13 protein-coding genes are annotated in these 13,370 nt (G+C 63.4%); 11 read left to right on the plus strand and 2 right to left on the minus strand.

Translation table 11 applies throughout. The features are described from left to right. From IVB47_RS10535 to IVB47_RS10545, 3 genes are all read left to right on the plus strand, one after another. Positions 1–1,508, plus strand: a 1,508-nt coding sequence (locus IVB47_RS10535; RefSeq protein WP_247461432.1) for an FUSC family protein, incomplete at its 5' end; no start/stop codon positions are given. Further along, positions 1,505–1,711: a DUF1656 domain-containing protein gene (locus IVB47_RS10540; protein WP_027569486.1), complete on the plus strand. Its 207-nt coding sequence runs from the start codon at positions 1,505–1,507 to the stop codon at positions 1,709–1,711. The genes IVB47_RS10535 and IVB47_RS10540, both read left to right, overlap by 4 nt. Then, a complete protein-coding gene (locus tag IVB47_RS10545; protein WP_027569487.1) occupies positions 1,708–2,574 on the plus strand; it encodes an HlyD family secretion protein in 867 nt (288 codons plus the stop codon). Before IVB47_RS10540 ends, IVB47_RS10545 begins: the two co-directional genes overlap by 4 nt. A gap of 21 nt (positions 2,575–2,595) precedes the next feature. On the opposite strand, the gene IVB47_RS10550 is transcribed toward IVB47_RS10545, so the two are convergent. Together IVB47_RS10550 and IVB47_RS10555 are read right to left on the minus strand one after the other, a co-directional pair. Next, a complete protein-coding gene (locus tag IVB47_RS10550; protein WP_247461434.1) occupies positions 2,596–3,807 on the minus strand; it encodes an acyl-CoA dehydrogenase family protein in 1,212 nt (403 codons plus the stop codon). A gap of 37 nt (positions 3,808–3,844) precedes the next feature. Next, positions 3,845–5,470 (minus strand): long-chain fatty acid--CoA ligase, encoded by a 1,626-nt coding sequence (locus tag IVB47_RS10555; protein WP_247461436.1) that lies wholly within the window; start codon positions 5,468–5,470, stop codon positions 3,845–3,847. Between the two features lie 178 nt (positions 5,471–5,648). On the opposite strand from IVB47_RS10555, the gene IVB47_RS10560 reads away from it, so the two are divergent. The 8 genes from IVB47_RS10560 (at position 5,649) to IVB47_RS10595 (ending at position 13,328) form a co-directional block, all read left to right on the plus strand. After that, positions 5,649–7,502 (plus strand): NAD(P)/FAD-dependent oxidoreductase, encoded by a 1,854-nt coding sequence (locus tag IVB47_RS10560; RefSeq protein WP_247461438.1) that lies wholly within the window; start codon positions 5,649–5,651, stop codon positions 7,500–7,502. Positions 7,503–7,541: 39 nt separating this feature from the next. After that, positions 7,542–8,360 carry a lytic murein transglycosylase gene (locus tag IVB47_RS10565; RefSeq protein WP_247360439.1) on the plus strand — a complete coding sequence of 273 codons (819 nt, stop codon included), beginning with the start codon at positions 7,542–7,544 and terminating at the stop codon, positions 8,358–8,360. Positions 8,361–8,557: 197 nt separating this feature from the next. Further along, positions 8,558–8,779 carry a hypothetical protein gene (locus IVB47_RS10570; RefSeq protein ID WP_247461440.1) on the plus strand — a complete coding sequence of 74 codons (222 nt, stop codon included), beginning with the start codon at positions 8,558–8,560 and terminating at the stop codon, positions 8,777–8,779. Positions 8,780–8,791: 12 nt separating this feature from the next. Continuing rightward, a complete protein-coding gene (locus IVB47_RS10575) occupies positions 8,792–9,214 on the plus strand; it encodes a hypothetical protein (RefSeq protein WP_247286611.1) in 423 nt (140 codons plus the stop codon). A gap of 384 nt (positions 9,215–9,598) precedes the next feature. Further along, positions 9,599–10,045 carry a MaoC family dehydratase gene (locus tag IVB47_RS10580; RefSeq protein WP_247461441.1) on the plus strand — a complete coding sequence of 149 codons (447 nt, stop codon included), beginning with the start codon at positions 9,599–9,601 and terminating at the stop codon, positions 10,043–10,045. Positions 10,046–10,138: 93 nt separating this feature from the next. Next, positions 10,139–10,651, plus strand: coding sequence for a hypothetical protein (locus IVB47_RS10585; protein ID WP_247461443.1), 513 nt, complete (start codon positions 10,139–10,141; stop codon positions 10,649–10,651). A 318-nt stretch (positions 10,652–10,969) separates the two neighbouring features. Beyond that, positions 10,970–12,127 carry a LuxR C-terminal-related transcriptional regulator gene (locus IVB47_RS10590; protein ID WP_247461445.1) on the plus strand — a complete coding sequence of 386 codons (1,158 nt, stop codon included), beginning with the start codon at positions 10,970–10,972 and terminating at the stop codon, positions 12,125–12,127. 229 nt (positions 12,128–12,356) lie between these two features. Then, entirely contained in the window at positions 12,357–13,328 is a 972-nt protein-coding gene (locus IVB47_RS10595; protein ID WP_247461447.1) for an AraC family transcriptional regulator, read from the plus strand. Positions 13,329–13,370: the final 42 nt, after the last annotated feature.

Consider the following 13,370-nt stretch of genomic DNA (forward strand, 5'->3'; position numbering starts at 1 on the left):
AGCGCCTGAGTCAAGTTGTCCTGCTGCGTCACGGGACCAACGAAACGCGCCGCGGCAAGCGCATCAAGCTTGCGACCGACATCATCGAGATCGACACGCTTTCGGCCCATCTTGCCTATGACCGGCTGACCGACCGCAATACCGTCGTCGGGTTAGGCGAAATCCGGCTCCGCATGCTGATGCTTTTGCCCGTGATCGCTTCGCTCGAGGACCGGCTGGCCGCGCTGGGGGAGGAGGCATTGCGGCGGCAGCCCGAGCTGAAGCGGCTCTTGGAAGATCTCGCGGGATGGATCACGAGCGACGTCAACGCTCGGCAGCCCGCCGAGCGGATTCGTGCCATGATCGCAGGGCAGCAGGCGATCCTCGACGACAGCGCCTCCTGGGAGCGGATCATCGTCACCAGCCTGTTGTGGCGGCTGCGCGAGCTGGTCGACCTCTCGCGCGATTGCCGCGCCCTGACGGAAGCGATTGCGGAGAACCGGAACGTCTCGTCCCTCGATCTGGACTTCCATTCCGAAGCCGGTGCCGCGCCGGTGCGCCACAGGGATCGCGGCCTTGCCCTATGGTCGGCCGCCGGCGCGGCGTCGGCGATCCTGATCTGTTGCGCTTTCTGGATCGGCACCGGCTGGCCTGACGGCGCCTCGGCGCCGATGATGGCGGCCGTCGCGTGCTCGTTCTTTGCCGCGCAGGACGAGCCTGCACGCTTCATCCGCAGCTTCGGCCTGTGGTCGCTGGTCGCCATTGTCGTCGTCGCGATCTACCTGTTCGCGCTGGTGCCCGCGATCTCCCATCTCGAGGTTCTGGTCGCCGCGCTGGCGCCGACCTTCTTGCTCTACGGCTTCCTGATCGCGCGGCCGGCGACGGCGGGTACCGGCATGGCGCTCGCGGCGAACACGGCAACGCTGCTGGCGCTGCAATCGACCTACAGCGCGGACTTCGCGGCCTACGCCAACTCCGCGGTTGCCTTCTTCGTCGGCGTCGCGATCGCCGAGCTTGTGACACGGATCGCGCGTGGGGTGGGGGCGGAGTGGATCGCAAATCGCCTGGTGCTGTCGAACTGGGAGACGCTGGCTTTTGCCGCCGAGCGGCGCGGCAAGGGCGATCGCGCTGAATTCGCAGGCCTCATGCTGCACCGGCTCGGATTGCTCGTACAGCGCATCGCCTTTCTCTCGGAGAGCGACCGGCGCGATACCGACAGCCTGGTCCAGCTCCGTATCGGAATTAACGTGATCGATCTGCGCCGTGCCCGCTATGGACTTGCGGCGTCCACCATTGCCGTCATCGACGACATGCTCGATCAGCTCGCTATCGCCTGCCGCAAATATGCGGGCGATGGGATGCCCGCCGAGCTTCTGACGAGCGTCGATCGGGCACTGGCCCGGGCGGTGAAGGATCCCAACGAAACGGCGCGCGAGGACGCCCTGGTGGGCCTCGTCGGCATCAGGCGCGGCCTGTTTCCGGATGCGCCGGCCTATCGGCCGCGTGCAGGCGAGAGTGTTGCGGCATGAGATACGTGATCGATATCTACGGTGTGCTCGTGCCAGCGCTGCTGTTGTGGATCATCATCGCCTTTGCCCTGAGTGCTCTGCTGCGCCGCTTCATGCAGCGATTCGATCTCTATCGGCTGGTCTGGCACCGCGCGCTGTTCGATTTCGCGATCTTCGTCTGCCTTCTCGGCGTCGTCGTCTATCTCTCGGAGTATCTCGCATGAAGGGGAATTTCGCCTGGCTCGGTCGCCTCCTGCTGACTGCGATCGTCGTCGTCGCGGCGCTCGCTGTCGGCCGCGAACTCTGGGTCTATTACATGGAGCAGCCCTGGACGCGCGACGGCCGCGTGCGTGCCGACGTGGTGCAGGTCGCGCCCGATGTGTCGGGCTTCGTGACCGAAGTGCTGGTGAAGGACAATCAGAAGGTCCATCGCGGTGACGTCCTGTTCAAGATCGATCGCGAGCGTTTCGCGCTGGCGCTGCGGCAAGCCGATGCGTCGGTGGCCGGTCATCAGGCCACGCTCGATCAGGCCAATGCCGATTTGAAGCGCTACAGCGCGCTGACGACGGATGCGGTGTCACAGCAGAAGCAGGAGCAGGTTCTGGCCACCCAGCTCCAGGCCAGGGCTGCCTTTGACCAGGCCGTTGCCGACCGCGCGGTCGCCCAGCTCAATCTCGATCGCAGCGAGGTGCATGCCTCTGTGAACGGCGTGATCACCAACATGGATCTGCGTCCCGGCGCTTACGTGACGGCCGGGAAGGGCGTGATGGCACTCGTCGACATCGACACGCTGCATGTCGAAGGCTATTTCGAAGAGACGAAACTCGCGCGGATCCGAATCGGTGACAAAGTCCAAGTCCGCCTGATGGGCGAGAAGGTCACGCTTTTAGGCCATGTCGAGAGCATCGCTGCCGGCATCGAGGACCGCGACCGAGCCGAGGGCGCGAGCCTGCTCGCCAACGTCAACCCGACCTTCAGCTGGGTACGCCTCGCTCAGCGCGTGCCGGTGCGCATCGCGCTGGATCCGGTGCCTGAGAATATGTCGCTGGTCGCGGGACGCTCGGCGACGGTCGAGGTGTTGAAGTAGATGCGATTGCCATCGCCCGATTCAAGCGTTCGAATATTTCTTCAGCTCGAACCGCGCGATCTGGTTCCTGTGGACCTCGTCCGGGCCGTCGGCGAGACGTAGCAAACGCGCGGTCGCATAGGCCTGGGTCAATCCGAAATCGTTCGACGTGCCGCCGCCGCCATGGGCCTGGATCGCCCAGTCGATGATCTGGCAGGCCATGTTGGGCACGGCGACCTTGATCATCGCGATCTCGGCTTTCGCCACTTTGTTGCCGACGGTATCCATCGCGTAGGCGGCGTTGAGCGTCAGCAGCCGGGCCTGCTCGATCATGATGCGGGCTTCTGCGATGCGTTCCTGCGTCACCGTCTGCTCGGAGACCGGCTTGCCGAAGGCGACGCGGCTGCGCACCCTCCGGCACATCTTCTCCAGCGTGCGTTCGGAGAGCCCGATCAGCCGCATGCAGTGGTGGATACGCCCCGGGCCGAGGCGTCCCTGCGCGATCTCGAAGCCGCGACCCTCGCCGAGCAGCATGTTCTCCTTGGGCACGCGCACATCGGTGAAGACGACCTCGGAGGCACGGTCGGGCACACCGTAGAAGCCGAACACGGGCAGGGCACGCTTGACCTCGACGCCTGCTGTGTCCATCGGCACCAGGATCATGGATTGCTGCTTGTGGCGGTCCGCATTGTCGGGATCGGTCTTGCCCATGAAGATGCAGATCTTGCAGCGCGGGTCGGTCGCGTTGGTGGTGTACCATTTGCGGCCGTTGATGACGTAATGGTCGCCCTCGCGAACGATCGAGCTTTCGATGTTGGTCGCATCGGACGAGGCGACGGCAGGCTCGGTCATGGCGAAGCAGGAGCGGATTTCGCCCGCGAGCAGCGGCTTCAGCCAGCGCTCCTTGTCCTTCTCCGTGCCATAGCGCTCCAGCACCTCCATGTTGCCGGTGTCGGGCGCCGAACAGTTGAAGACTTCGGGTGCGAGATGCGAGCGGCCCATGACCTCGCAGAGCGGGGCATACTCAAGATTGGTCAGGCCTGCACCGTGGCCGGAGTCCGGCAGGAACAGATTCCAGAGGCCTTCGGCGCGCGCCAGCGGCTTCAGCTCCTCGACGACCGGATAGACTTTCCAGGGACCCAGCTCCTCCGCCTCGCGATAAAAGCGTTCCTCGTTCGGATAGATGTGCCTGTCCATGAAACTTTCGAGCTTGCGCTTGAGCTCGACGACTTTAGGCGACATCGGGTAGAGCATCTTTGTCTCCTGGATCGATGGACCATCCCGCGGCGGCTCAGGCGACGCGGTACTCTCTGAACTTCTCGCGCAGCGCCGATTTGAGCACCTTGCCGGTGCCGGTCATCGGGAATTCGTCCAGAAATTCGACGGCGTCGGGCATCCACCAGCTCGCGATCTTCGGGCGCATGTGCTCGAGCAGCGTCTTGCCGTCGACGGTCGCGCCCTTCTTGCGGACGACGAGGAGCAGGGGCCGCTCCTGCCATTTCTCATGGTTGATCGCGACCACGGCGGCTTGCAGCACATCGGGGTGAGACAGAGCGACGTCCTCGAGCTGGATCGAGGAGATCCATTCGCCGCCGGACTTGATGACGTCCTTGGAGCGGTCGGTCAGCGTGACGTGGCCCTGGGGGTCGATCACGGCCATGTCGCCGGTGATCAGCCAGCCGTCGCGGTCAAGGCCTTCGTCGAGTTTCATGTAGCCGGACGCAACCCACGGTCCCCGCGCGCGCAGATGGCCGACGCTCCTGCCGTCGCGCGGCAGCTCGTTGCCGCCGTCGTCGACGATCCGCAAGGCGGTGCCGAAACAGGCGCGGCCGGACACCTGGCGGCGGTCGAACTTCTCCTTGTCGTCGAGATGCTCGGAGCCTGGCCGCAGGCCCGGCATCGAGCATCCCAACGCCTCGGTCATGCCCCAGGCCTGGATGTAGTCGATGTCATACTCGCGCTTGAGCTTCTCGACCATCGCGCGCGGCGGCGCCGAGCCTGACGACAGGGTTGCACGAAGCGTCGAGAACCTGTTGCCGGTGCGTCCGAGCCAGTCGAGCAGGATCAGCCAGAAGCTCGGCACGCCCGCCGACAGCGTCACCTTCTCGCCTTCGAGCAGCTCGTAGAGCTTGTCGGGCTCGTAATTGCGGCCGGGCAGCACCAGCTTCGATCCGGTATAGGGCGCCGTGAACGGCATGTTCCAGCCGTTGCCATGGAACAGCGGCGCCATCGGCATCATCACCTCGCGCACGCCTTCCAGGTGCCCGGGCAGGAAGTCGAAATTGCAGGAGACCATGGTCTGCAGGATCGCGGCGCGGTGCGAATAGATCACGCCCTTCGGATTGCCCGTCGTGCCGGAGGTGTAGCAGATGGTGGATGCCGATTTTTCGTCGAACTCCGGCCAGGCGAAGCCGGTGTCGTTCTCGTTCTCCAGCAGCTCCTCGTAGCAATGCACGTTGGCAAGCTTGGTCTGCGGCATCCGCTCGCGCGAGCACATCACGACATAGGCTTCGATCGATGTGAGCTGCGGCGCGATCGCCTCCACGATCGGCAGCGTGGCACGGTCGATGAACAGCAGCCGGTCGTCGGCGTGATTGATGATGTAGACGAGCTGCTCGGGGAACAGCCGCGGGTTGATGGTGTGCAGCACATAGCCCATGCCCGGCGCGGCGTAGAACATCTCGAAATGCCGGTGTGTATTCCAGGCCAGCGTGCCGACGCGGTCACCGGGCATCATGCCGAGCCTCTTGAGCGCCAACGCCATGCGCTTGATGCGCGGATGGGCGTCGGCATAGGTGTAGCGATGGATGTCGCCTTCGATCTCGCGGGCGACGACCTCGGCCTCGCCGTGATAATCGGCGGCATACTGGATCAGGCCGCTGATCAGGAGCGGCATGTCCATCATCAATCCCTGCATCGTCTCCTCCGGACCGCCATGTCGTTGCATGACGTACGCTTGTGATGTGCGTTTGAGGTTAGCGGAACGCCAGGCGACGTTCACGCCAAAAAGCGAGGGACGTGATTGCATGCGTCACTTTTTCAGGGCTAAGTGATGCGAGCTGCCGGCGAAGCAGTATCCGCCGGGGAGGAAACGGATGTCAGCGCAAAGACACAAGACCGGCGCAGCCGGCGAATCTACACTCGACATTGACGCACTCCGTGCGCGCTATCGCGACGAGCGCGATCGGCGCCTGCGCACCGAGGGCAAGGCGCAATATGTCGAGGTGACCGGCGAGTTCGGGCGCTATCTCGACGATCCCTGGGCCAATTCCGGATTCGCGCGCGAGGCTGTCAGCGAACAGACCGAGGTGCTCATCGTCGGCGGCGGCTTCGGCGGCCTTCTGTGCGGCGCACGACTGCGCGAAGCCGGCATCGATGATTTCCGGGTCGTGGAAAAGGCCGCCGATTTCGGCGGTACCTGGTACTGGAATCGCTACCCTGGCGCGGCCTGCGATACCGAGAGCTACATCTACCTGCCGTTGCTGGAAGAGACCGGGTACATGCCCGTGCGCAAATATGCACGAGCACCGGAGATCTACGAGCATTCGCGCCGCATCGGCCGCCACTTCGATCTCTATGAGCGCGCGCTGTTTCAGACCGTCATCACGCGCATGGAATGGCAAGAGCAGGAGGCAATTTGGCTTGTCGAGACCGATCGCGGTGATTGCATCCGCGCGCGCTTCGTCATCCTTGCTGGAGGCCCGCTGAGCCGTCCGAAGCTGCCCGGCATTCCCGGTATCGAAAGCTTCAAGGGACACAGCTTCCACACCAGCCGCTGGGATTACGCCTACACCGGGGGCACGGCCGAAGGTGATCTTAGTGGTCTTGGCGACAAACGCGTCGGGATCATCGGCACCGGCGCCACCGCGGTGCAATGCGTGCCGCATCTCGGCCGCTCGGCCAAGGAGCTCTACGTTTTCCAACGTACGCCGTCGGCGATCGGCGTGCGGGACGACCGCCCGACGGATCAGAGCTGGGCGCAGCGGCTCAGGCCCGGCTGGCAGCGCGAACGCATGGACAATTTCACCGCCGTGATCTCGGGCGAACCATTCGAACAGGATCTGGTGCAGGACGGCTGGACCGGCCTGCTCGGCGAGATACTGCTGGCACCGCGCCGCCAGTCCCAGCCGGTGACCTCGATCGAGGAGGCGCTCAAGGTGATCGAGCAGGCCGATTATCGCAAGATGGAGGAGATCCGAGCGCGCGTCGATGCAATCGTCAAGGACGAGGCGACGGCTTCGGCGTTAAAGCCCTGGTACAAGGCCTTCTGCAAACGGCCGTGTTTCCACGACGAATATCTCGACACCTTTAATCGCCCCAACGTGCATCTCGTCGACACCAGGGGACAGGGCGTCGATCGCATCACCGAGAATGCCGTCGTGGTCGACGGCCACGCCTACGAACTTGACTGCCTGATCTATGCCAGCGGTTTCGAAGTCGGTACCGATTACGCCCGTCGCATGGGCTTTGAGGTCTACGGCCGTGACGGCGTCAGCCTGTCCGAGCGCTGGCGCGACGGCGTCAAGACGATGCATGGCTTCTACAGCCGCGGCTTCCCGAACTGCTTCCTGATCGTCATGGTGCAGGCCGGCCAGAGCGCCAACTTCCCGCACATCATCGACGAGCAGTCGCAGCACATCGCCTACGTGATCGCCGAAGCGCGCAAGCGCAAGGCGCGAACCCTCGAGCCGACGCTGGCGGCCGAAAACGCCTGGGTCGAGGAGGTGGTCAAAGCCGCGCTCGGCCGCCAGACCTATCTCGCCGAATGCACGCCCGGCTACTACAACAATGAAGGCGTGTTCGATCCGATCGCGGCGAGAAACAGCCAGTATTGGCGTGGGCCGGTGGCATTCCTGCGGCTGCTCGACAAGTGGCGCAACGAGGGCAATTTGGTTGGACTGGAACTGTCGTATGATCATGCCATGGAGTCGGCGCCTTCGTCCGGGTAAGCTCGGGCATCGGATTGCGCCAGAGAGAGGACATCGGACATGATCAGGGGCAGAACTGTAGCTGCGGCGGTTTTTGGGGCGATGACGCTGCTCAGCTGCCTGGCGCCCGCCGCCCACGCCGCGCAATGCGGCAGCTCGTCGGCCGGCTTCGAGGCCTGGAAGCGCGAGTTCAGCGCGGAGGCGCAGGGCAAGGGCGTTGGCCAGACCGCGCTCGCGGCCCTGGTGCAGACCAATTACGCCAGTGCCACCATCGCGGCCGACCGTGGCCAGCGCAGCTTCTCGCTAACGCTCGACCAGTTCCTCGCCAAGCGCGGCGCCACAACCATTGTGGCCAAGGGCCGCCAGCTCAAGCAGTCGCAGGCTGCCTTGTTCGCCTCGATCCAGCAGCGCTATGGCGTTCCGCCGGGCCCGTTGATTGCGATCTGGGGCATGGAAACCGGATTCGGCAGCCAGCGCGGCAACCAGAACATGCTCTCCTCGATCGCGACGCTCGCCTATGACTGCCGCCGTCCCGAATTCTTCACCGAGCAGCTCTATGCGGCGCTGAAGCTGATCGATCGCGGCACGCTGTCGGGGGCAACCCGCGGCTCGATGCACGGCGAGGTCGGCCAGACCCAGTTCATGCCCAAGAACATCCTGGCCTATGGCACCGGCAATCTCGAGGTTGCCGCCAATGCGCTGAACTCGACGGCGAATTTCCTCAAGGCCCATGGCTGGCGTGCAGGAGCCGGTTACCAGCCGGGTGAACCGAATTTCGTCGCCATCGAAGCCTGGAATGCCGCCGGCGTTTATCAGAAGGCGATCGCCCTGATGGGACGGCAGATCGACGAGGGCGGAGGAACGGCCGCCTCGCGCTGACCGGAGGCCCGTTTCGAAGGGGGGTCTAGCTTCTTGTTCTTGGCGCGTTTTCTTTGTGCGAACCGGCATCCACTTCGCTTGAACACGCTCCTGCTCAGCAAGGCGTGATGCGCCGACAAGAGAAAGTTGTTGCCATCAGGAACCGACGGCACGAGGTTTGCTTTGATCGAACAGGGCTGGGCATGAGGAGACTCAACATGGCAACCCAGATCGTGATGGACCAGACTGGCGACACGCGCCACGAGTTTGATCCTGGCAATGCCGAAGCGCTGGCGCGGGCCGAACGGCGCTTTCGGGAGCTGACCGGAGCGGGCTTCACCGCCGCGCTGCGAACCGGACCTGGCGAGGTCACCCGGATCCGATCGTTCGACCCGACCGCGCGGGAAACGCTGTTCTATCCCCGCCTGGTCGGCGGTTGATCTGAGCTGCTCATGATCGCGGCGGTCTGGCTCCGCGCGCCGGCGCGTGCGCGTCTGCATGCGCTACGCGAACTCTATCGGCGCTTCTTCGGCGAGAACACGCCGGATGCCCGCGGCCGCCGGCTCCTGGCCGAATGGCTGTCGCCGGCGCAGCGCGTTCAATTTGAGCAGTACCGGCATTTTGATGTCGTCGGCTGCGATACCGGCAAGACCTATCGCATCCATTATGGCACCGCCGCCAATGTCCATGAGATCGATGCGGCCGGAAATGCGACGATGGGGTGGTGCTTCGTCCCGTCAGGCTTTCTCGTCCCCGGCGACGTCATGCTCGCACAGAAGATCGCGCTCGAAACCGACGAGAGGGGAGCTCTCGCGCTCGCCAACAGGTTTCCGCCGGCAACACATTCGGAGCACTTCTACCGGCGGCCGTTCTAGAGCAAGGCTATCAGTGCAAGGCTATCAGTAATGTGTGGTGCGATAGGCATCCACCGCGTGCGCTGCAAAAACGCCGACGCTGCAAAGCGCGAGCAAGGCCGAGATCAGCTCGATCATAGCTCACCCTCCTGCGGCGGCAGGGCGACGAGGTGCTGACAGCAGGAATAATCCCAGATCAGGTCGAGGAAGAATTGCATGGTGGCCGTCCCTGTATGATTTTGACAACCAGATAACCGACCATCTGTTTCAGGCGTGTTTCGTCGCATCTGGAAACGGGTTTCTTGGGGAACCCCGGGCTGGTTTGTGCGCTGCGGAGCCGTTACATCCCGCTCTTGCTCAATCCCATTAGCCGCGAGGCGGCACATCGCATGGCGAGGCAAAATCATGGCGCAGGTCGGGTGGTTCGACGATCTCACCATTGGAATGCAGTTCAAATCCCCCGAAGTTCACGTCACCGAGGCCGACATCAAGCGGTTCGCGGCCGAGTTTGATCCGCAGCCGATGCATCTGGACCACGAAGCCGCCAAGCAGACCCTGTTCAGGGGGCTCGCTGCCTCGGGATGGCACACCGCCGCGATTGCCATGAGCCTCGCGATCCAGACCCGCCCCTTCGGCCCGCATCCGCTGATCGGCGCTGGCGTCGATGGGCTGCGCTGGACCATCCCGGTACGGCCCGATGACCGTCTGCATCTGGTCGGGGAGGTCATGAGCCTGACGCCGTCGAAGTCGAAGCCCCAGGGCATCGCATTGGTGAAATGGACGATGTTCAACCAGAACGGCGAGGAGGTTTACACCTTCACCCCGATCGCGATCGTGCCGCGGCGGGAGTAGGGCAGGGTCGGCGCCCTACGCACCCCCCTGAAGCCCTTGCGGGTCACCGGCAGAGGTGGTCATCTCGGTCCGGGGAACACGCTGGAGGCTGACATGAAACGATCTCTTCTCGCCGCCGGGCTGCTGGCCGGCGCCTTGAGCGCCGTCGCTTTGACCGCAAGACCGGTGCAGGCGCAACAATCCAAGGTCGGCGACTGGACCATCGAAAAGCGTACGCAAGACGCACATTGCAATGCGAGCCGCGGCTACAAGGACAAGGAAGACGAGAACCGGGACTACGTCATCGTCATCACCTATTCCGAGAAGGCTATCGTGATCGTGATGATCTATGACGGCTGGGAGTGGGACAAGGTCGGCGAGATCCTCCGGGCCGACGTCGGGACCGACGACGCCGATATCATGAAGAAGGCCAAGTGGGAGGTCATGGACAAGACCACCGTTCGCGGTATCTTCGAATACGATCAGTCCATGATGGACCGGCTGTCCAGGGCCAAGCGTCTCTCGCTCGATTTCGAGGACGATGACGACGACAGCATCGAGATGCAGGTGCCGCGTGCCGGTGAAGCGCTGGCGGCGCTGAAGTTTTGCGAGGAGAATCGCAAGTAGATTGCCGGAGCCGGATGCGAGGCCGGCGGGATCGGTGGCGACTGGATGTTGCAGTGCGCGGCGCCCGACTCATCGCACGCGTGACTCATCGCACACAGTCCGCGCGCTGTTCGCTTTAATCCTAGTCTTTGGCGAAAACGTCCAAGCCGCATCCTGCGGTTGACGTTACGCAAGGACGATGTTCGATATTCCAGCATTTCGTTGCAACGTTTTCTCGGCTTGGAATGGGGCGATTGACTGGCCCGTCTCCTCCGCCAGTGTCCGGATCGCGATCTCTCTCGCGCGTGCGAGCCATACGCGGATTGCGTCGTCCGGCCGATGACAATCCTCCACGCAAATCGATTCTCGTCCCTCGTCGGCGAGATCTACGACGCGGCGGTCGATCCCGCGCTGCGCAGCGGGATGCTGGAACAGGTTTCGCATTTCGTCGGCGGATGTGCCGTGACCATCCTGTCCAGGGACAGAGCCAGGCTCTCGATCGAGATCCATGAGCATTTTGGCAGCGAACCCCGCTTCCGCCAGCTTTATCGCGACCGATATGTGGAGCTCGACCCTCTGCTCGATCGTCATCTCACGTTCGCGGCGGAACAGACGATTGGCGTCGCCGACATCATGTCTCAGGCGGATTTCCTGGCAACAAGCTTCTATCGCGAGTGGGTGGAACCGCAAGGAGCGATAGACCTTGCAACCGTTGCCCTCGAGAAGTCGGAGACGCGCACCACGATCCTGCAGGTGTTGCGCCACCGGTCGCGCGGACTCGTTGACGAGCCGATGCGAGAGCGCATGCGGCTGCTTGCTCCGCACCTCCAACGCTCCAGAGCCATGGGCCGGCAGATCAGGGCGCGCGCTCATACCGTGGACGACCTTGCCGATGTCTTGGATGGGCTGAGCACGGCGATCTGCCTGCTCGACGCAGATGGCCGGGTCGTGCATGCCAACGCAGCATGCCGCGGGCTGTTCGCCGATGCCAGCCTGCTCGCAATGGTCGGCGACCGGATCGTGGCCCGCAACACCCAGACCGACAAAATATTCCGCGGCCTGTGCGAAATCGATTCAGGCAGCGAAACTCGTTCCGCTGCCCGCCGCCAGATCGAGCTTGCGACGTCGGTTGATGGGCAGCACTATCTGCTCCACGCTTTTCCCCTGAAGCGCGATCGCATCCCATCGCGAGATGCCGCAGCCACGGTGCTGTTCGTGCAGAAGGCCTCGGCAGCGACATGGCTCGCAGCCGATGCGATCGCTGCGGCCTTCAGGCTGACACCGTCCGAACTGCGCGTATTGATGGCCATTATCGAGATTGGCGGCGTTCCCGACATCGCTGCAAAGCTCGGCATCGCCGAAACGACGGTGAAGACGCATCTCGGCCGCCTGTTCGAGAAGACCGGCGCCGGCAGGCAGGCCGACCTGGTCAAGATCGCCACCGGTTTTGCCGTTCCATTCGCGCGTCGAACGAACGGCAGTGGCGAGGCCGTGTGATCCATTTCACATGGTTCGCCGTTATGTGCCGCAATCTCAATCCATTGTGATGAGCCTAGCTCCCGTGTCCTCCGAATGCAGGACGCGAGTCATTTGATACTTTCGTATATCGCGATCCAGAAAAGTGAAGAGCAGCAAGCGCCGCGAAGAGATGCCACGACGGCGTCAAACGCGAGTGTGAGGAAACGACAGCGCATGGCCGGACCTGCTCGTCGGTTGGAGGATTGCAGTGAGCCAATTTGATTTTTCCGTTATCAATGTTTCAACGAACGAAATTCCCGAAAACGAGCGTATCCCGCTGCTTCGCGATTTCTACTGCCGCGGGGTGTTGAAGGCGGAGGTCGAGGTGAGGGAAGGAAAGCCGTTCGCGGCGAGCTTCACCTCCCACGTCTTGCCGGAAGCCCAATTGCTGATGGGAGGATTGTGCGGAGCGCGGGTCATTCGTACCAAGCACCTGGTTGCCGACGGCGACGACAGTCTGGCCCTGATCGTGAATCGATCTGGCGTGCTTGGGATATCCGAGCGGGGACACGATCTGAGCCTTCGTGCGGGAGAGGCCGTCCTGACCAGCGCGGAGGACGTAACGACGTTCGAGCGATTGTCCCTGGGTAGCTGTTTCTCGCTCCGTGTGCCGAGACGCGTGCTGGCGCCGATGATCGTGGATGTCGATGACGCCGTGATGCGGGTGATGCCGGAGAGCTCGACGGGACTTCGATTGCTGCTCGATTACGCGGTAACGCTGGTGCGGGAGAAGGCATTCGCGATGCCCAATTTGCGCAAGCTCGGGGTCGGGCATCTGCACGATCTTCTGGCAATCGTCCTCGGTGCCACCAACGAGCCGCGGGAGCTGGCCGGGCGGCGCGGCGTCAAGGCGGCACGGCTGCAGAAGGCTAAAGTCTCCATCGCCAACAATTGCTGGCGGCAGGATCTCTCCGTCGCCACGGTTGCCCAGGAACTCGGCGTGACGCCGCGTTATCTCCAGCGTCTGTTCGAGGCCGACGGCAAGACGTTCTCGTCCTTCCTGATCGAACAACGCGTCAAGCGTGCGCATCGCATGTTGCGCGAACCCGGATACGCCGAGCGGACGGTCAGCTCGATCGCCTACGATGTCGGTTTCGGCGATCTCTCCTATTTCAACCGCTGCTTCCGGCGGACTTATGGCGCCACGCCCAGTGACGTCAGGAGCCGCGAGATGTCGTGACCGCGCGCGATTGAATGTCAGGTCAAATGCCGATTGGAGACG

The sequence above is a fragment of the Bradyrhizobium sp. 62 genome (genome assembly GCF_023073035.1).
Lineage (GTDB): Bacteria > Pseudomonadota > Alphaproteobacteria > Rhizobiales > Xanthobacteraceae > Bradyrhizobium.